Origin of the sequence: Pseudooceanicola antarcticus (assembly GCF_900215355.1) — a bacterium.
Taxonomy (GTDB): domain Bacteria; phylum Pseudomonadota; class Alphaproteobacteria; order Rhodobacterales; family Rhodobacteraceae; genus Pseudooceanicola; species Pseudooceanicola antarcticus.
Genome location: NZ_OBEA01000001.1, coordinates 719139 through 738188, shown reverse-complemented (window position 1 = coordinate 738188; position 19050 = coordinate 719139). Strand labels below are relative to the sequence as shown.

Annotated in this window: 17 protein-coding genes; 5 read left to right on the top strand and 12 right to left on the bottom strand. The window is 66.3% G+C overall.

Features of this window, described 5'->3' with window-relative positions; translation table 11 throughout:
* Positions 1-143: 143 nt before the first annotated feature.
* The 3 genes from CRO50_RS03615 to CRO50_RS03605 are packed head-to-tail and all read left to right on the top strand — an operon-like array spanning position 144 to position 1880.
* On the top strand, positions 144-431 hold the full coding sequence (locus CRO50_RS03615; RefSeq protein WP_097144488.1) for a hypothetical protein: 288 nt from the start codon (positions 144-146) through the stop codon (positions 429-431).
* On the top strand, positions 403-1104 hold the full coding sequence (locus CRO50_RS03610; RefSeq protein WP_097144487.1) for a hypothetical protein: 702 nt from the start codon (positions 403-405) through the stop codon (positions 1102-1104). Before CRO50_RS03615 ends, CRO50_RS03610 begins: the two co-directional genes overlap by 29 nt.
* Before the next feature lie 20 nt (positions 1105-1124).
* The gene (locus CRO50_RS03605; protein WP_097144486.1) at positions 1125-1880 is read left to right on the top strand and encodes a LamB/YcsF family protein; all 756 of its coding nucleotides are present in this window, start codon (positions 1125-1127) and stop codon (positions 1878-1880) included.
* Between the two features lie 164 nt (positions 1881-2044).
* On the opposite strand, the gene CRO50_RS03600 is transcribed toward CRO50_RS03605, so the two are convergent.
* The 4 genes from CRO50_RS03600 to CRO50_RS03585 form a co-directional block, all read right to left on the bottom strand.
* Complete coding sequence (locus CRO50_RS03600; protein WP_097144485.1) at positions 2045-3223, bottom strand: ABC transporter permease; 1179 nt, start codon at positions 3221-3223, stop codon at positions 2045-2047.
* A 13-nt stretch (positions 3224-3236) separates the two neighbouring features.
* Positions 3237-4895 (bottom strand): ABC transporter permease, encoded by a 1659-nt coding sequence (locus CRO50_RS03595; RefSeq protein ID WP_097144705.1) that lies wholly within the window; start codon positions 4893-4895, stop codon positions 3237-3239.
* Positions 4896-4998: 103 nt separating this feature from the next.
* Positions 4999-6099, bottom strand: coding sequence for an extracellular solute-binding protein (locus CRO50_RS03590; RefSeq protein WP_097144484.1), 1101 nt, complete (start codon positions 6097-6099; stop codon positions 4999-5001).
* A gap of 115 nt (positions 6100-6214) precedes the next feature.
* The gene (locus CRO50_RS03585) at positions 6215-7315 is read right to left on the bottom strand and encodes an ABC transporter ATP-binding protein (protein ID WP_097144483.1); all 1101 of its coding nucleotides are present in this window, start codon (positions 7313-7315) and stop codon (positions 6215-6217) included.
* Between the two features lie 399 nt (positions 7316-7714).
* Here CRO50_RS03585 and CRO50_RS03580 point away from each other — a divergent pair, with 399 nt between their 5' ends.
* Positions 7715-8395 carry a TetR/AcrR family transcriptional regulator gene (locus CRO50_RS03580; RefSeq protein WP_097144482.1) on the top strand — a complete coding sequence of 227 codons (681 nt, stop codon included), beginning with the start codon at positions 7715-7717 and terminating at the stop codon, positions 8393-8395.
* A 124-nt stretch (positions 8396-8519) separates the two neighbouring features.
* On the opposite strand, the gene hglS is transcribed toward CRO50_RS03580, so the two are convergent.
* From hglS to amaB, 3 genes are read right to left on the bottom strand one after another with little or no spacing between them, the layout of a single operon-like run.
* Positions 8520-9911, bottom strand: coding sequence for a 2-oxoadipate dioxygenase/decarboxylase HglS (gene hglS, locus CRO50_RS03575; RefSeq protein ID WP_097144481.1), 1392 nt, complete (start codon positions 9909-9911; stop codon positions 8520-8522).
* A 21-nt stretch (positions 9912-9932) separates the two neighbouring features.
* On the bottom strand, positions 9933-11225 hold the full coding sequence (locus tag CRO50_RS03570) for an NAD(P)/FAD-dependent oxidoreductase (RefSeq protein ID WP_097144480.1): 1293 nt from the start codon (positions 11223-11225) through the stop codon (positions 9933-9935).
* The gene (amaB, locus tag CRO50_RS03565; RefSeq protein WP_097144479.1) at positions 11215-12708 is read right to left on the bottom strand and encodes an L-piperidine-6-carboxylate dehydrogenase; all 1494 of its coding nucleotides are present in this window, start codon (positions 12706-12708) and stop codon (positions 11215-11217) included. Before amaB ends, CRO50_RS03570 begins: the two co-directional genes overlap by 11 nt.
* 167 nt (positions 12709-12875) lie before the next feature.
* Here amaB and CRO50_RS03560 point away from each other — a divergent pair, with 167 nt between their 5' ends.
* Positions 12876-13766 (top strand): LysR substrate-binding domain-containing protein, encoded by an 891-nt coding sequence (locus CRO50_RS03560; RefSeq protein ID WP_097144478.1) that lies wholly within the window; start codon positions 12876-12878, stop codon positions 13764-13766.
* Here the strand turns inward: CRO50_RS03560 and CRO50_RS03555 are convergent.
* From CRO50_RS03555 to CRO50_RS03535, 5 genes are read right to left on the bottom strand one after another with little or no spacing between them, the layout of a single operon-like run.
* Complete coding sequence (locus CRO50_RS03555) at positions 13763-15118, bottom strand: FGGY-family carbohydrate kinase (protein WP_097144477.1); 1356 nt, start codon at positions 15116-15118, stop codon at positions 13763-13765. The two genes, CRO50_RS03560 and CRO50_RS03555, sit on opposite strands and share 4 nt — an antisense overlap.
* The gene (gene rhaM / locus CRO50_RS03550; RefSeq protein WP_097144476.1) at positions 15115-15429 is read right to left on the bottom strand and encodes an L-rhamnose mutarotase; all 315 of its coding nucleotides are present in this window, start codon (positions 15427-15429) and stop codon (positions 15115-15117) included. Before rhaM ends, CRO50_RS03555 begins: the two co-directional genes overlap by 4 nt.
* Positions 15430-15452: 23 nt before the next feature.
* Positions 15453-16472: an ABC transporter permease gene (locus tag CRO50_RS03545; protein WP_097144475.1), complete on the bottom strand. Its 1020-nt coding sequence runs from the start codon at positions 16470-16472 to the stop codon at positions 15453-15455.
* On the bottom strand, positions 16469-17446 hold the full coding sequence (locus tag CRO50_RS03540; RefSeq protein WP_097144474.1) for an ABC transporter permease: 978 nt from the start codon (positions 17444-17446) through the stop codon (positions 16469-16471). Before CRO50_RS03540 ends, CRO50_RS03545 begins: the two co-directional genes overlap by 4 nt.
* Entirely contained in the window at positions 17443-18978 is a 1536-nt protein-coding gene (locus CRO50_RS03535; protein WP_097144704.1) for a sugar ABC transporter ATP-binding protein, read from the bottom strand. Before CRO50_RS03535 ends, CRO50_RS03540 begins: the two co-directional genes overlap by 4 nt.
* Positions 18979-19050: the final 72 nt, after the last annotated feature.

Sequence of the window (19050 nt, the reverse complement as noted above, 5' to 3'; positions counted from 1 at the left end):
CTATCCGATAGCCCCGCGAAAACCTTCGCTGCTATCCGATAACAAGCCGCGAAAACCGCGCGGGATCAGCTTGTTATGGGATATCAACCGAAGCGGGCCTCTCTGTCATTGAATAGCGCCGGGCGATGACCCAGAGTGGCGGCATGACACGTTTCATCGCCTCTCTCACACTGGTCTTCATGACCCTGGCCCTGCCGGTCTCGGCACAGGCCGCCTGCTACGCCGACTACAAGGCCAAGCGGGACCAGCCCTACGAACTGCACTACGGCGTCATGCAGGTTTCTGCCTGCGACAAGGGTGCGGCGACAGAGGAAGTCCGCGGAAGGCTTGCACAAGCGGGCTGGGTGCTGCTCAATGTCGTCTCCGTATTCGACGACGGCGGGCTGGCCGACAGGAAGGCAAATGCAGGACCCTATTATCTTCGCTTCTGATCTCAGGAAGTCCGGGACGCGCGCCGTGGTCATTGGCCTCGGCGCCGTCGTTGCGATTCTGGCCCTGGCGGCCGTCTTCCTGTTCCTGAACCTGCCCGATGCCGGCGCCTTCAACGCCCGAGTCGAGCGGATCTTCATCGAGAACGACCTGACCAGCCAGGCCGAGGTCAAGCTGCTGAACATCCTGGCGCTCTCGGGCACGGCGTTTTCCGAGACTCTGACCTCCTACCGGATGGTGATCTTCGTGCTGCTGGTCTTCTCGGCGGCGCTCTTGCTGGCGGCGCTCGGCTTCCTGATCATGCTGGTCTCGATGAACCGCCGCATGGCGCAGATCGAACGCGCCGGGATCGAGGTCAACTCGCTGATGATCTCGCGCGATGAGAAGATGGTCTACCTGAACAACCTGGGCTTCAAGCTGACCGATGCGGCGCTCGAGACGCTCTCGGTGCTGGCAGAGGCACGGATGGATGACGACGTGCTCTCGGGCGTGCAGATCGAGGCGATGATCTCGGGCCGCGAGGAAGCCGATTGCGAGGAAGCCGCCGGCGCGACCCGCATCAAGCGGCTGCGCGACACCCTGGGCAACCAGATCGTCAGCGAGTTGCTGATCAAGAACATTGCGCGGCGTGGCTATGTTCTTTCGGTGGGCAAGGATGTTATCCGGATGCTGTAAGCCAGCGACCGGAGGCCCAAGTGACCCGCACCATCGACATCAACTCGGATCTCGGCGAGGCCTATGGCCCCTGGCCCATGGGCGATGACGCCGCGATGCTGGATATCGTCACCTCGGCCAACGTGGCCTGCGGTGGCCATGCCTCGGACCCCGAAACCATGTACCGCACGCTGGTCATGTGCCGCGAAAAGGGCGTGACCGCGGGGGCGCACCCCGGTTACGCCGACCGCGAGGGCTTCGGCCGCCGGGTGATCCCGATGAAGCCCGCCGAGATCACCAACATGGTCGCCGCCCAGATCGGTGCGCTGCGCGGGATCGCCACGCTGGCGAACTGCCCGGTGACCTACGTGAAGCCCCATGGCGCGCTGAACAACTTCGCCTCCGCCAACCGCGAGGCCGCCGATGCGATTGCCGTCGCGGTGAAGGCCTCGGGCCTGGCCATGCTGGCGATCTCGGGCACCGAGCTCGAGAAGGCCTCCCGCGCTGCCGGGATCGAGACCATCTCGGAAATCTTCGCCGACCGTGGCTACCAAGAGAACGGCCTGCTGGTCCCCCGCAGCGAACCGGGCGCGATGATCCACGATCCGCAGGCCGCCGCCGAACGCATCCTGCACCTGCTGAAGACCGGCAAGATGCAGACCGTCTCGGGCGCAGAGATCCCCCTGGCCGCCCAGTCGATCTGCGTCCACGGCGACGAGGCCAGCGCCGTGGCCCTTGCCGCCGAACTGCGCGCGCGGCTGGAATCCGAAGGCGTCTCGATCACGGCCTTCGCCTGATCCATCTATCCGATGGCTGAAAATACTGTCGGGGGGTCTGAGCGGCGTTCAGGAAATCGTCCGGGGGACGATTTCAGCCGCGAAGGGGCGGAGCCCTGCGTTGCCCCGCAACGCAAGAGGGGGGCTGAAAGCCCCCCTCCTCTGTTTCAAGAACCCTCTGAAGATCAGCTCGGCGACATGCCCCGCAGACGCTCGGAGCGACGGCGCAGCAGTTCGACCGTGGTCAGCAGGCCGATCGAGATGATCACCAGGATCGTCGCCACCGCAAGGATGGTGGGCGAAATCTGCTCTCGCAGACCGATGAACATCTGCCATGGCAGCGTCTTCTGACCGGCCGAGCCGACGAAGAGCACCACGACCACCTCGTCGAAGGAGGTGATGAAGGCAAACAGGCCCCCCGAGATCACGCCGGGCAGGATCAGCGGCATCTGCACGCGGAAGAAGGTCGTCACCGGGTCCGCCCCCATGTTGGCCGCCGCCCGTGTCAGCGAGTTGTCGAAGCCGACGAGCGTCGCCGTCACCGTGATGATGACGAAGGGAATGCCAAGGGCGGCATGGGCCAGCACCACGCCCAGGTAGGTGCCCTGAAGCCCGATGCGCGAGTAGAAGAAGTACATGCCCGCAGCCGAGATGATCAGCGGCACGATCATCGGAGAGATCAGGATCGCCATGATCGCCTGGCGGAAGGGCACATGCGGCTGGCTCAGGCCGATGGCTGCAAGGGTGCCGAAGCCCACGGCCAGGATCGTCGCCACCGGCGCGATACGGACCGAGTTCCAGAGCGCACCCTGCCAGTCGGAGTTGGTGAAGAAGTCACGATAGTGCTTCAGCGAGTAGCCCTCGGGATCGAAGGAGAGCATCTCGGGGGTGAAGGTGAAGAAGTCCTCGGCGTTGAACGACAGCGGCATCACCACCAGGATCGGCGTGATCAGGAAGACCAGGATCAGCCCCGCGATGGTGCGGAAGGCGAAGTGCCACAGCACCTGGCGCGGCGTGGAATAGGGCGGCAGCCCCGTCCGGTAGCGCCCCGATGCGACGTAGAAGGTCAGCCAGCCGAAGAAGGTGCCGAAGATCAGCCCCAACACCAGGCCCGGCACGCCCGAGAACAGGAAGCCCCCGGCCGTGAAGAGCACGATGAAGCCCCAGCGGGCGGCCTTTTCCTGACCGCGCAGGAAGGTGGCCGCCGCCCAGGACAGGGCGAAGATCACCGCCGCGCCGCCGACCAGCCCCAAGAGGGTGCTGCCCGTGGCGGTGCCGACGAAGATGCCGAAGAAGGCGCCGAAGAGGGCCGCAACCCCTGCGGCGAAGACGGCGGATGTGGGTTTTGCGATTGTAAGTGCCATGATCTCGCCCTCCTCAGCCCAGTTTCACGTTATCGATGCCGACGATCTTGTCGTAGGCCCAGTAGAGCAACAGCACCACCGCCAGAAGGATCGCGCCGAGCGCCGCACCCAGGCCCCAGTTCAGCGAGCTGGAGATATGGTAGGCAATCCGGTTCGAGATGAACGTACCCGTCGTACCACCCACGATTTCAGGCGTGATGTAGTAGCCGATGGCCAGGATGAAGACGAGGATCGAGCCCGCGCCGATGCCCGGCACCGACTGCGGGAAGTAGACCCGCCAGAAGGCCGTCCAGTTGGTGGCGCCCAGGGATTTCGCCGCGCGCAGGTAGCTGGGCGGGATGCCCTGCATCACCGAGTAGAGCGGCAGGATCATGAAGGGCAGCAGGATGTGGGTCATCGCCACGATCGTGCCGAACTGGTTGTTGATCATCACCAGGCGCGCCGCATCGTCGACAAGGCCCAGCCAGACCAGCACGTCGTTGATCACGCCCTGCTGTTGCAGCATCACCTTCCAGGCAGAGGTCCGCACCAGCAGCGAGGTCCAGAAGGGCAGCAGCACCAGGATCATCAGCAGGTTCGCCTTCGAGGCCGGCAGGTTGGCCAGCAGCCAGGCCACCGGGTAGCCGAGCGCGATGCAGGAGAAGGTGATCGCCAGCGACATGAACATCGTGCGCTTGAACAGCATGATGTAGATCTGCTGGTTCTCGGGCCGCGCCTCGATCCCGTCGGGGGTCAGCTGCAGGTCCACCGCGTTCAGGAAGTAGCCCGAGGTATACTTGCTGGAGTAGGTCTGCACCGTGGCCCAGATATCGACGTTCAGCCAGTCCTCGTCCTCTTCGGCGAAGAAGGTCTTCAGCGGGATGTATTCGATGCCTTGCGCGGCCTCGGCGGCAGTTTGCAGGGCCTCGGCCTCGGGGCCGGAATAGCTTGCGACATCCGCGGTTTGCAGGTCCGTCATCAGACCGACATAGACGCTTTCCCAGGGGTCTTCCTCGGCCACGACGTCCCCGTCCACGAGCGCCGTGTAGACCGCGAAATCGGCATAGGCGGCGGTGGTCTTGGGCAGCAGGGCGGCGATCTCGGTGGAGGGCGCGAAGCCCACATCGCCCGAAAGCTTGTCGCCGGTGAGCTGCTCGAGCCGCTTGGCATGGGCCGCGACCAGGTCTTCGTCGGTGCTGCCGGTGCCGGTCATCAGGTCGTACCAGAAGGCGCCCTCGCCCCAGCGGTCATCGACCTCTTCCAGCTCGTCCAGGTAGTCGTCACCCAGGTCGTCCAGCCCCCGCCCGGTCGAGCGGAAGAGCGACGAGACGCCGGTGTATTCGTAGTTCAGCCGCGTGCCGAGCTTGGTGTGCTCCTTGGCTTCGGCGGCGATGAAAAGATCGTAGTAGAGAGCCTCGTATACGGGCTCGGCCGGGGGTTCGCCGGCGGAGTGGTCCCATTCGCCCAGCACCTGCGTGGTGGTCGGCAGCGTTTCCGAGACCATCTGGTTCTCGACCGAGCGGAACAGCATGTCCGCGATCGGCGCGATGAAGGTAACGAGCACGAAGATAAGCAGCGGCGAAATCAGCATCAGCGCGCGCATTTTCTGGCGCCGCAAGGCGCGGGCGAGGCTGCGTTTCAGAGGCGTGCCATCGGCGGCCAGCATGGGGCCGTTCTGGGTCGTATCGCTCATGTCGTCCCTGTCGGTTTTGATGTCCCGGCCCACTCGCGGGGCCTTCGGGGGTCAGGGACGGGCCGCATGGGCCCGCCCCTCTCTTCACACGGTTGCCCGTGGATTACTTGGCCAGCCAGGACTGGAACTTCGCGTCGATGTCGTCGCGGTAGTCAGCCCAGAACTCGTAGTTGTAGAGCAGCGTGTTCTTGGCGTTTTCCGGGTCGGTCGGCATATGCGGGGCCATCTCGACGCCCAGGTCGGCGTGAGTGGAAACCAGCGGAGCCGAGGACAGACGTGCCGGGCCGTAGGAGATGTACTTGGACTGATCCGCCAGACGGGTGGTGTCGGTGGCGAACTTCACGAAGTCCTCGACAGCCGCCTGCGATTCTTCGTCCAGACCGGCGGGAATGATCCAGCCGTCCAGGTCGAAGACCTGCATGTCCCAGAGCATGCCCACGGGCTGGTCCTGCTCGACGATGACCGAGAACAGGCGACCGTTGTAGGTGGAGCCCATGAAGATCTCGCCGTCAGCCAGCAGCTGCGGGGTGTCCGCACCGGCGGACCACCAGATCACTTCGTCCTTGATGGTGTCGAGCTTGGCCAGAGCCTGGTCCTGACCTTCGGGGGTCGCCAGGACGTCGTAGATCTCGTCCTTGGCAACGCCGTCACAGTACAGCGCCCATTCCATGTTGTTGATCGGACGCTTTTCCAGCGAACGCTTGCCCGGATAGGTCTCCAGGTCGAAGACCGAGCAGACATCGGTCGGCGCTTCGACGCCCTCGGGCACCAGGTCGGTACGGTAGCCGAAGGTGGTCGAGTAGACGATCTGCGGAATGAAGCAATCCGAGACGATCAGATCGCCGAAGTCATCTTCCGCGGAGGAACCGTCGTCACCGGGAGCCAGCAGCTCGTCGGGATCGTATTCCATTGCCAGGCCTTCGTCGCACAGACGGATGGCGTCGGCAGCGACGACATCAACCAGGTCCCAGGTGATGTTGCCAGCTTCGTTCATCGCACGCAGCTTGGCCACGGCCTCGGCCGAGCTTTCGTCCCAGGTCACGGAGACACCGGGATTGGCTTCGACGTAGGGCTCGACATATGCCTTCTGCTGGGACGACTGGTATGCGCCACCCCAGGAAACCAGCGTCAGGTCCTGGGCAGAGGCGGCGCCAGCCACCAGTGCCAGGGCCGAACCGGCGAGAAGGGTATGAGTGAGTTTCATTTCATAACTCCCATTTTCAACCCGTCATGTTTCGTTATGGGCCCGCCGCTACGGGTGGAGCGTCAAGGCCTCGACAGGCCGTCCCCGCGTAAGGCGCGAGGACGGATGCTTCGGGTCAGGCGTCAAGCGCCCGGCAATCGTCGGGCAGCCAACCGATCTCGATCTGCTGTCCCTTCTTCAGGCGCACCTGGTCGGGTGCGTTCCTGGTTTTCATCACGAATTCAGTGTTCCCGGCGACCCGCAGGCGGGTGCGGAAGATGTCGCCCATGTAGACGAACTCCAGCACTTCGGCCTTGAGGGTGTGGGCGCCTTCCTGAAGACGCGACTTGTCCATTTCGACCCGCTCGGGGCGGATCGACACGCGGGTCTTCTGCCCCACCTCGGTCACGTTCACCGGGCGCGCGACGATCACTTCGCCGTCGTCCAGCTGGACTTCGCAGGTATTGCCGCTGATCGACTTGATGGTGCCTTCCAGCGTGTTGTTCTCGCCGATGAACTGGGCCACGAAGCTGTTTTCGGGCTCTTCGTACAGGCGATCCGGCGGCGCCAGCTGCTGGATGCGGCCATCGTTGAAGACGGCGACGCGGTCCGACATGGTCAGTGCTTCGGTCTGGTCGTGGGTCACGTAGACCGTGGTAATGCCCAGCTCATGCGCCAGTCGGGTGATCTCGAACTGCATGTGCTCGCGCAGCTGCTTGTCGAGCGCGCCCAGCGGTTCGTCCATCAGCACCAGCTCGGGTTCAAAGACCAGGGCACGTGCCAGGGCGATCCGCTGCTGCTGACCACCGGAAAGCTGCGACGGACGGCGACCGGCAAAGCTGCCCATCTGCACCATGTCCAGCGCCCGCTTGATCTTTTCCTCGCGCACCGACTTGCCCATCTTCCGCACTTCCAGCGGGAACGAGAGGTTCTCGGCCACCGTCATGTGGGGGAACAGGGCGTAGTTCTGGAACACCATGCCGATGCCACGCTTGTGCGGCGGGATGTTGTTGATCGGCATACCGTCCAGCTTGATCTCGCCGTAGGTCGCCGTCTCGAACCCGGCCAGCATCATCAGGCAAGTGGTCTTGCCCGAGCCGGACGGTCCGAGCATCGTCAGGAACTCGCCTTGCGGCATGGTCAGGTTCAGGTCTTTCACGACGAGCGTTTCGCCGTCGTAGCTCTTCTGCACTCGTTCGAATGCGACGAATGCCCCGCTGTCTGATGTCTCTGCCAATTCAGGCTCCCCGTTTCGTTTTTTCTTCGCCAACGTGCGCGGTCAGCGTTAGGCTTGGGTGTGCGCATCTTTCCGTGTGCACGATCCGGTCTTGCCGGGCAGTCCTTCGCCACCCTCTGGCCACGACCAGCAGCCGCGACGTGATGGACCGGAATGCAATCTTCTCACCCATGAACGTCATTCATTTTGAGTCTTAGATCATTTCTGATCCGGATTCACATCATCGTTTCCGCAGAAATCCGCTCAAAAGCCCCAAGTTTGTAGGATTTCTACGCAAGCCTACCCACATGCACAGCAATTAGGCAACCCCCTCCTCCGCGTTGAGCAAGCCTGAGATTGCAACTACCTCACTTGCGAGTGCCTTCGGAGTTGAATATCGTTCATCTATAAGAGGGCTACATGAAGCATGAAGAGACTGTCAGTGGAGTGAAGGAGGGACGGGTTGCGCGTCGTCAAAGGCGCAACCGTGAGGCCCTGATTCGTGCTGCGAGCGATGTCATGTCCGAGAAGGGCATCGACGCGGCCACCATGCTCGAGATCGCCGATCGCGCCGACGTGGGGGCCGGGACGGTCTACAACTACTTCAGATCCAAGGACGATCTTGCGATTGCCGTGCTCGAGGAGGTCATGCAGGGCCTGGCCCTGCGGGTTGAAAGCGCCACGGCGGGTTACGAGGATGCGGCGCGCATTTACGCAATCACGCTGATGACCATGCTCGAAACCGCGACCAGCGACCCCCGTTGGCAGCAATTGCTGAATCGCTCCGGCATCGTCGCGGACGTGATGTTCCGCCGGATGGGGCCCTTCACCATCGACCTGCTGTCCCGCGCGAAGGCCAGCGGACGCCTGCAAGCCGGCGACCCGGAGCTGACCTGGCGACTCAGCACCCATGCCATCGTCGGCTTCGGCCTCGCGGTGATCCGCAAGGAAGTGGCGCCGGTTTCGCTTCCCACCGCCGCCATCCGCCTGATGAGCCTCGCCGGTCTCGACGCGAGCGAGGCCGAGAGCCTGCTGTCGAAGCCGCGCCCGACGCTGCCGCCCGAAGTGGCGCTGCAGCCGCTGAGCCTGGACGAACAATAGCCGGAGTCGGGGGCTTGCCGGTCGGCGGCAGCATCTCTGCCGGGGGGCCGTCCAGCCCATGGGCGCCACCCACGCGGCGCCCCTTCCCGACAGTATTCCCAAATCCGGCCCGTTTGATCCCGGATCAGGCCGGCGTCACCTCGCCAGCGGCCAGCGCGGCCAGGGCCTGGGACAGGCTCTCGCGCTCGATCTCCTCGTAGAGCGCCATTTCCGAGACCACCTCGCGGCCAAGCGCGGCCTCGAAGACCTCTCGGTTGGCGCTTTCGCCGAAGTTGGATTGTTCGTCGGTGCCCAGGTTCGACTGGAAGATCCCGGCGGCAGAGACCGGCAGGAAGTCCTCGTAGACCTGCGGATCGGCGACCAGGGCCCCCGATGCCAAGAGCTGCTCGACCGCCTCCGGGCTGGCCTGTAGCCCCGCGGGCAGCGGGGCGGCGGCGCGGTAGCGGTAGAAGGCCAGGCCGTCCCGGCGCAGGCTGTCGTGGTCGTCGGGGAAGCTTTCAAAGGCCGCGTCCAATGCCGCGACATAGCCCCCCGCGCCCTCGCCGGAGGCACCGACAGCCGCGGCAGCCCGCGTCTCGGCCAGGCAACGATCGTAAAGCGCTCGCCCGGCGGGGGTGAGCGCCACACCACGCTGCTCGATCTCTCCGAACCGTGCCGTATGGGTCCCCTCCTCTGTGCCGGTCTCGGCGGGGAAGAGGATGGGTTCCTCGAGGGCCTTGAACGAGGTCTGGCGCAGCAGGATGTCGGCGCGGCGGCGCGGCGGGCCTTCGATCACGGCCTTGGGGGCGATGCCGCGCTCGGGCATCTTCTTCTGCACCGCGTCGATGTCCAGGGTCCGGGGGGTCAGGTGGTTGATGTGCGGGCCGCGGAAGCTGACCACATCGGCAATCAGGCGATGCGCGGCGCAGAGACGCTCGTAGGTCTCGGCGGGCACGGTGGCCTCGGAATGCCAGCGGAAGGTCTCCAGCGCCTGCGCCACGAAAGCCTCGGCGTCAGAGGCGCCGAGACCACCCTGCGCCTCGGCCTTCTCGATCAGCGAAAGGCAATCGTCGGTCACGATCTTGCGGCGTGACAGGATCTCTTCCGCCTCGGCCGCCAATGCGCGATCTTCCAGCAATTCCAGACGAATAAGAGAGGTGAAGACGCGGAAGGGATTGATCTGCAGCGCCTCGGTCGAGACCGGGCGGAAAGCCGTGGAATGGACCGGCAGACCGGCCACCGAGAGATCGTAGTAGCCGACCGGGGACATCCCCATCACCGCGAACATGCGGCGGATGTTGAACAGCTCCGACGCCGTACCAAGCCGAATGGCTCCATGGCGCTCGACGTCGAGGCGGGCGATCTCTCCGGCGGAATCCATACGCGCGCGCAGGTCGCTGTCAGCCGCGAGCATCTCGCGGTTCACGTCGCGGACCAGCTCGATCAGGGTGCCGTATTGGGGCACCTCCTTGCGGTACATGTCGGACATGGCGCGCGAAAAGAGGCTGCGGATCTCGTCGGCGGGCAGATGGGTCATCGGGGTCTCCTCCTTTGTCGCTCAGCCGGCCCTGCGCGGGGCGGGACGGCGGGCGGCGGTGGCATGGGTCAATGTGGCGCCGAGCTCGAACCAGGCGCCCTGAAGGGCGGTGAAACGCTCGGCGTAGCTGTGCTGGACGGGGGCGGGGTAGGCCTCGGGCCGGTCCTCCAGCAGGGCCTCGGCGGCGGCGGTGCCGAAGACGGTGCCCGGAGAGATCCCGCGCCCGGAATAGCCGAAGATCGCATGGGCTCCGCGCCCGAAGGCCAGCACCTTGGGCACGTGGTCAGAGGTCATGGCGATGCGGCCATGCCAGTGATGCTCGAAGGGCAGATCGCCCAGGTCGGGATAAAGCGCACGCAACTTGCGGCGCGCCCAGGCCGCATGCACGGGCCCGCCGGGGCCGGCCTCGTTGCCCATGCCGCCGACGATCAGCCGCCCCGCCGCATCGGTGCGGATCGAGGACATGACCAGCGCCGTATCCCAGCAGCCCTCGCCCCCCGGCAACACGCGGGCGCGCTGCGTCTCAGAGAGGGGCGCGGTGGCGAACTGGCTGTAGTTCACCACCGTGTGGGGCGGTGCCTCGGCCCCCTGGATTGGCAGGTGGTAGGCATTGGTGGCCAGCAGCAGATGCGGCGCCGTGAGGGTCTGGCCGTTGGCCCACACCCGCCAGAGGTCGCCCGCATCCTGGATGGCCGTCACCGGCGAGTTCTCGTGCAATTGCACCCCGGCGGCCATGGCCGCGCGGGCCAGGCCGGTGCAATAGGCCAGCGGCTGCACCGTGCCCGCGCGAGGGTCCAGAAGGGCGCCGTGGAAGGCCGCGCTGCCGGTACGGCGGCGGGTCTCTGCGGCGTCCAGAAGCTCCAACGGTGCGCCGTGGCGGTTGCCCTGGCGGAAGCGCTCCTGCAGGTCGCGCAGCCCCGCAGGCGAATGCGCCAGGTGCAGGGTGCCGGCGCGCCGCGCCTCGCAGTCGATGCCATGGGCGGCGATCAGGTCAAAGACCTTCTGCGGACCCTGGCCAAGGGCCGAGACCAACCGCGTGCCGGCCTCTTCGCCCATCTGGGAGAGCACCTCGTCGGGCGGCAGCCAGAGCCCGGCATTGACCAGCCCGACGTTGCGGCCAGAGCCGCCATGGGCCACCGTCGCGGCCTCCAGCAGCAGCACCTTCGCGCCCCGCCGGGCGGCCTCGAGCGCCGCCGAACAGCCGGTGAAACCTGCGCCGATGACGATCAGGTCGGCCTCGGCAGAGGCGGAAAGCGGCGCGGTTGCGATCACTTCCGTGCTGCTGGCGCGCCAGAGGTTGGGCTCAGATGTCAAACTTGACCCCCTGCGCCAGGGGCAGCTCGGACGAATAGTTCACGGTGTTGGTCTGCCGACGCATGTATCCCTTCCAGGCATCAGAACCGCTCTCGCGGCCGCCGCCCGTCTCCTTCTCTCCGCCGAAGGCGCCGCCGATCTCGGCGCCCGAGGGGCCGATGTTCACATTGGCAATGCCACAGTCCGACCCGGAAGCCGAGAGGAAGGTCTCGGCCTCGCGCAGGTCGAGGGTGAAGATGCAGGAGGACAGCCCCTGCGGCACGTCGTTCTGCAGCGCAATGGCCTGATCGAGGGTCTCGTAGCCCATGACATAGAGAATCGGGGCGAAGGTCTCTTCGCGGACGATCTCGGTCTGGGCGGGCATCTCGACCACGGCGGGGGCAGCATAGGCACCGCCGGTGACGCCAGCGGCAATCGCGCCGCCATGGATCTTGCCGCCCTGCGCCTGCGCGGCCTCAAGCGCGGCCTGCATGCCCTTCAGCGCGGCCTTGTCGATCAGCGGGCCGATCAGCGTGCCCTCGGCGCGCGGATCGCCGATAGCGAGAGAGCTGTAGGCGGCGGTGATCTTCGCCACCAGCTCTTCGCGGATGCTTTCATGCACGATCAGGCGGCGCAGCGAGGTGCAGCGCTGACCGGCGGTGCCGACCGCCGAGAAGACGATGGCGCGCAGGGCCATGTCGAGATCCGCCGAGGGCGCCACGATCATCGCGTTGTTGCCGCCAAGCTCCAGGATGGCACGGCCGAAGCGTTCGGCCACCTTCGGACCCACGGCCCGGCCCATGCGGGTCGAGCCGGTGGCCGACAGCACCGGCACATCGCGCGAGGCGACCAGCGCCTCGCCCAGCTCGGCACCGCCGACGACGACCTGCAGCAGCCCCTCGGGCGCATCGCCGAACCTGATCAGGGCGCGCTCGAAGATCTTCAGCGTCGCCAGGGCGCAAAGCGGTGTCTTCTCAGAGGGTTTCCAGATCACCGGATCGCCGCAGACCAGCGCCAGCGCGGCGTTCCAGGCCCAGGGGGCGACGGGGAAGTTGAAGGCCGTGATCACGCCGACCGGGCCGATAGGGTGCCAGGTCTCGGCCATGCGGTGGCCCGGGCGCTCGGAGGCGATGGTCAGGCCATAGAGCTGACGCGAGAGACCGACGGCGAAGTCGCAGATGTCGATCATCTCCTGCACCTCGCCCAGGCCTTCCGAGGTGATCTTGCCGGCCTCCAGCGTGACCAGCGCGCCCAGCTCGTCCTTGGCGGCGCGCAGCTCTTCGCCCAGCAGGCGCACCAGCTCTCCGCGGCGCGGAGCGGGGACCTTGCGCCAGGCAGTGAAGGCCGATTTCGCGCGGGCGATCACGGCGAGCATCTCGGCGGCGGGGGTCTCGACCAGCTGCGCCACTTCGGCGCCGTCGATGGGAGAGCGGACGGTCAGCGTGCCTCCGGTCAGCTCGGCGTCGGTGAAACCTGCGGCGGAGAGGGCGGCGGAATGGGTCATGGAAGCTCCTGGGGGCATGATGTCACCGGCGCGGGCGATCTGGCAAGGATCGTGGGGGAGGACGCCGGGGAGGGTCGTTGGGGGACTTGGTCGATTTGCGCAAGGCTAGCGCTGGATGCTTTGCGCGAGAAGCGATAGAAACTCGCAATGCTTGGAGTATTACTTACATGATCGCCCCGCGCCGCTTCCTGCCCTCGATCCCCTCGCTGCTGGCGTTGGAGGCCGTGGACCGGCTGGGTTCCGCCGTGGCCGCCGCCGAGGACCTGTCGCTGACCCATTCCGCCGTCAGCCGCCAGTTGAAGGTGCTGGAAGATCAACTGGGCGTGACCCTGCTGGTGCGCGAGGGCAAGGGCCTGGCCCTGACCCCGGCGGGGGCACGCTATGCCGCCTCGGTGCGCGATGTGCTGGAGGATCTGGCGCAGGCCAGCCTGCGGCTGAGGGCGCGAGGGTCGCGGGGATCACTGAACCTGGCACTGCCGCCCAGCTTCGGGCTTTACTGGATGGGGCCGAAGCTACACGCCTTCATGGCAGAGCATCCGCAAATCCTGGTCAACCAGTCGACCCGCCTGGCCCGCTTCGACTTCGGGCGCGAGAAGTTCGATGCCGCCGTGCATTTCGGCCCCGAGGACTGGCCGGGCACCGAGGCGCTGCCGCTGGCCCGCGACCGGGTGATCCCGGTCTGCGCGCCCTCCCTCGCCGAAGGTCTGCCGCCGGGCGATCCCGCCGCCTTGCGCGCCCTGCCGCTTCTGCATCTGGAAAGCCGCGCCGGTGCCTGGGAAAGCTGGTTCGACGCCCATGGCGTGACGCCCGGAGAGCTGCGCGGGCTGCTCTTCGACCAGTTCTTCGCCATGGCCGAGGCCGCCGCCGCGGGCTTCGGGCTGGCGCTTCTGCCCGAGTTCCTGGCCCGCCCCGAGATCGACCGGGGCCGCCTTGTCGCCGCCTGGCCCGATTACCTGGACCAGGGCGGGATCTATTCGCTGGTCTGGCCGAAGAACCAGGCACCCGAGCCAGCGCTGCAGCGTTTCATCGACTGGATGCGCGAACGGGCCGAGCTCTAGAGCGCTGCCTGCCAGCGCGCGGCATAGGCCGCCATCGCCGCCGTCCCGCCGCCGACGCGCTGCGGCGCGGGCGGGTTCCGGGCATGATCGAAAAGCAGCGCCGCCCCGATCGAGGTACCGGTGGCCGAGGCGCTGATCTCGACCCCATCGGGTGAGAGCGCATCCAGCATCGCCAGGAAATCCGGGTTGCGGGCAAAGGGGCCTTCGACGACCACAGGCCCCGCCGCGCCGATCAGGTCGAGGCAGGTGCGGGTCATCAGCGCGAGATAGAGAGAGAGGGCGAAGATGCGCTCTCCGTCCGTTGCGGGCTCGGCGGTCCAGCGATGCGCGCGGCCTGCGAAGGGGCCGCTGTCGGTCACCACGGCGGGCAGCAGCATCAGGCCCTCGTCCAGCACGCGGGCACGGTCGGCGTCGGTGGGCCGGGCCTCGCTGCCGTCGCGGATCAGCTCGAATTCCCGCCCGCCCATGAAGCGCGCCGAGGGCACCGCATCGCCATGGGCCGAGACATTGACCAGCACGTCGCGGGCCGGGTCCAGCGGCACGTCGCGGCCCGCGACGGCCATGCAGACCACCCAGGTCCCGGTCGAGACCACCGAGAAGGCTCCGCCATGCCCCTGCAGGTGCGGCAGCAGCGAGGCGTTGCTGTCATGGATGCCGCAGAGCACCGGGGTTGCCGGGTCGAGCCCGGTCAGCACCGCGACCTCCTCCGACACCGTGCCCAGCACGTCCGAGGCCTTGTGCGCCGGCGCCATGGCATCGGCGATGCCAAGCGCCCCCGGCAGGTCCGACAGGCGCCCCTTCCACGGGTTCCAAAGGTCGGTATGGCAGCCCAGCGAGGAGACATCCGTGGCAAAGCGCCCGGTCAGCCGATAGCCCCAGTACTGCGGATAGGTCACCACATGGGCGAGGCGCTCGCGCAGGCCCTCTTGCGTTTCCAGCAGCCAGTGCAGCTGTGCGCCCAGGTTCAGCCCCATGGGCAAGCGGGCCGAGCCCGTCTGCGCGAAGGGCGGACGCAGGGCGTCATAGGCCCGGGCCAGGTCGTCGGGGCCGCTGTGCTCGTAGTCCAGCATCGGACAGGCCAGCGCGCCCCCGGCGTCCAGCAGCACCGCCGAGGCACCATGGGTGGTGATGGAAATTCCGTCGATCCCATGGCTTTCGTGGAAGGCGCGCAGGTGCGTCAGGAAGAAGTCCCAATGCCCCTCAAGGTCGAAATGCGGATAGGGCGGGCCGGGGCGGACGGTATTGGGACGGGTGACCACCGCGATCTCTTCCAGCGCCTGCGTATCGACCAGCGCCAGCTTGGCATTGGTCTTGCCCACGTCGATCACGGCCACATGGCGGGCGTTACTCATGGCAGGTGAAACACCGTTTCCAGCGAGACCTCGACAGGGCGATTGTCGGGGTGGGTCTCCATGATGTCGGCCATATGGGCCCACCACCGCTTCATCACCGGGTGTTCCGGCAGGGCGGCCATGCCGTGATCCTCGCGCCGCCAGAGCACGCCGAACAACGCCCGCGTCTCGGGGTCGTAGTGGATCGAGTAATCCTCGACGCCCGCCTCCTTCAGCAGGGCCGAAAGCTCGGGCCAGATCTCGTCATGGCGGCGACGGTATTCCTCGAGCTTGCCCTCGTGCAGCGTCATGCGGAAGGCGATCTTTTCCATGCCGGGCACTTTCCTTGCAGGCATCATGCTTTCCCCCTCAGCTTCGCCCAGAGCCGCGGCAAGGCGATGACCCCGATCAGCAGCAGGCCGATGAAGATCGACATCACGATACCCGGCACGTTCAGCAGGCCAAGGCCGAAGGTCACCAGGCCCATGACGAAGGCGGCGATCACCACCCCGGGGATCGAGCCCGAGCCGCCGAGGATGTTGACCCCGCCGAGGACGACCATGGTGACCACCTCCAGCTCCATGCCGGAGGCGATGGAGGGCCGGGTGGAGCCGAGGCGCGAGGTCAGGCAGACCGCCGCGACGCCCGACATCAGGCCGGTCAGCAGGAAGAGGATCATCTTCACCCGCGCCACCCGGATGCCCGAGAACAGCGCGCCGGTGGCATTGTTGCCGATGGCATAGACCGCACGGCCGAAGTTGGTCTTGTGCAGCACCACGCCGTAGATCACCGCCAGCACGGCGAAGATCACCAGCTCGACCGAGATCACCCAGAAGGCATATCCCTGCCCGAAGAAGGCGAAATCCGAGGGGTAGCCACGGAAGGCGCCGTCGCCCAGCACGATATAGCTGATGCCGCGGAAGAGGCTCATGGTGCCGATGGTGACGACGATGGAGGGCAGGCCGAGACGGGTCACCAGCACCCCGTTGAAGGCGCCGCAGATGAGGCCGGTGGCAAGGCCTGTGGCCACGATGGCCGGCGTGCCAAAGCCGGCCTCCATCACCAGCCCCATGGCCGTGGATGCCAGCGCGATGATCGAGGCGACGGAAAGGTCGATCTCGCCCGCGATGATCAGCAGGGCCATGGCGAAGGCGATCATCGCCTTCTCGGTGAAGTTGAAGGTCGCGTCGGAGAGGTTCCAGGCGTTCAGGAAGTAGGGCGAGGCGAAGGAGTTCAGGATGAAGATCCCGATGGCCACTACCAGCAGCAGGCTTTCCCAGCTTTTCAGCTTTGCTTCCCAGGGCGCGCGCAGGCGGTCCGGGACCGGGCCACGGGCGCGGGCTTCGGGGGCGGATGTGGTTTCGGCGAGGCTCATTGCGCGTGCTCCGCGGATTTCAGGATGACCCGGCCCTTGCTGCGGCCGGAGCGGGCGTTGAAGGTGACGGCGATCAGGATCGCGGCGCCAGAGATCGCCAGCTGCCAGAAGGGCGAGATATCGACCACCGGCAGGGCGTTCTTGACGATGCCAAGGAACATGGCCCCCAGCACCGTGCCCAGCACCGAGCCGACGCCGCCGGCAATCGAGATGCCGCCGATGACGCAGGCCGCCACGACCTCAAGCTCGAAACCGCCGGCGATATCGACATAGGCCACGGCGTAGCGCGCGATCCAGAGGTAGCCTGCCAGCCCGGCCAGCGCGCCCGAGATGACGAAGGCCAGGAACTGGGCCCGACCGACGTTGAGGCCGGTGTAGACCGCCGCATGGGGGTTGCCGCCGACGGCGAAGAAGCTGCGCCCAAGCGCGGTGCGCGCCATTAGCAGGGCCATGAGCAGGGCAACGGCTAGGCCGATCCAGCCCATGACGGTGACGCCCAGGATGACCTGGCGCGGGAAGCCGGTGAAATTGGCGCTCATCTCATGCGCGTTGATCCACTGGCCGTCGGACAGCAGGAAGATCACGCCCCGGAAGATGGTCATCGTGCCAAGGGTCACCACGATGGGCGGGATCGCCAACTTCCAGACCAGCAGCCCGTTGATGGCGCCAAGGGCGGCGCCCATGGTCAGGGCGATCAGGATGGTCAGTCCCACCGGCAGATCCGGCGCGGCCACGTTGATCATCGCGCAGACCATGCCGGTCAGCGCCAGGTTGGCGGCGACGGACAGGTCGATGCAGCGGGTCAGGATGACCACCATCTGACCCAGGGCCAGGATCATCAGCGGCGTGGTGTCGGAATAGACCGAGGCCAGGTTGTGCGGCGTGATGAAAGCGGGGAAGCGAGTGGCGATCAGACCCAGCAGCAGCACGATGGCCGCCAGCAGGATCGCCTCGCGCGATTTGACGAAACTCATGCGGCTTCTCCTTTGACGCCGATGCCTGCGGCGTGGCGGACAAGGGTTTCCGGGGTCAGATCCTCGCCCTCCAGCTCGGCGGCGATGCGGCCTTCGCGCATCACGATGACCCGGTCGGACATGCCCAGGATCTCGGGGATCTCGGAGCTGACCATGATCACCGACAGCCCCTCTGCAGCCAGTTCGGACATGAACTCATGCACGGCCGCCTTGGAGCCGATGTCGATACCCTTTGTGGGCTCGTCGAGGATGATGACCTTGGGCCGCGTCGCCAGCCACTTGGCGATCACCACCTTCTGCTGGTTGCCGCCCGACAGGCTGCCGACGGTGGTATCGAGGGAAGCCGCCCGCAGGTCCAGCCGCTCGGTATACTGGCGGGTCAGGGCGAATTCCTCTGCCATGCGGATGAAGCCGCGATTGGAGGTCTCGCCGAGGCTGGGCAGGGTGACGTTCTGGAAGATCGGCAGGTCGAGGATGGCCCCCTGCTTGCCGCGATCCTCGGGGACATAGACGATGCCGGCCTCGATGGCCTCGGCCGGAGAGCGGATGATCGTCACATGATCCTCCAGCTTCACCGCGCCCTTGGAGGGCTTGGTGATGCCAATCAGGCTTTGCATGAACTCGGACCGGCCCGCGCCGACGAGGCCGTAGAACCCCAGGATCTCGCCCCGGCGCAGGGTGAAGTTGATGTCCTCGAACTCGGTGGGGTGGGAATAGCCCACCACCTTCAGCACCTCTTCGCCGACCTGCGCCTCGCGCTTGGGGAAGATCTGGTCGACCGAGCGGCCCACCATCATCTTCACCAGGTCGCTTTCACTGATCTCGTCGATACGGCCCGCGCCGACGAACTGGCCATCGCGGAAGACGGTGTAACGGTCCGAGATGCGGAAGATCTCGTCGAACTTGTGGCTGATGAAGAGGATCGCCTTGCCCTGCGCCTTCAGCGTCTCGACCAGCTCGTAAAGCTCTTCGATCTCTTTCTGCGACAGGGCGGCGGTCGGCTCGTCCATGATCACCACGCGGGCCTCGACCGACAGCGCCCGGCCGATGGCCACCAGGTGGCGCGAGGCGATGCCCAGATCCTTCAGCTTCACGCCGGGGTCGATCTCGGCACCGATGGAGGACAGGATCTGGCCTGCGCGGCGGCGCATCTCGGCGGTGTCGATCAGGCCGAAACGGGTGCGGGGCGCATGGCCGATGAAGATGTTCTCGGCCACGGTCAGCTCTTCAAAGAGCACCGTTTCCTGGTGGATCGCCGTGACACCGGCACCGGATGCCGCCTGGGCGGTCGGGAAGCTGACCGGCTGGCCGTCCAGCAGGATCTGCCCGCCGTCGGGCTGGTAGATCCCCGTCAGGATCTTCACCACGGTCGATTTGCCCGCGCCGTTCTCGCCGATCAGCGAGGTGACTTCGCCCGCGTGCAGCTCGAGCTGCACCTGGTCGAGCGCCGTGACGCCCGGAAATGTCTTGATGATGCGGTCCAGCGCAAGGACAGCCCCCTGCGCCGCGACCGGCCCTTGGCCAGTGCCCATGATCGGCCCCGTCTTGATTTGGGGTGGGTAGGACCGGGCGGCGGTCACGCGCCGCCCGGCATCGCGCATTCA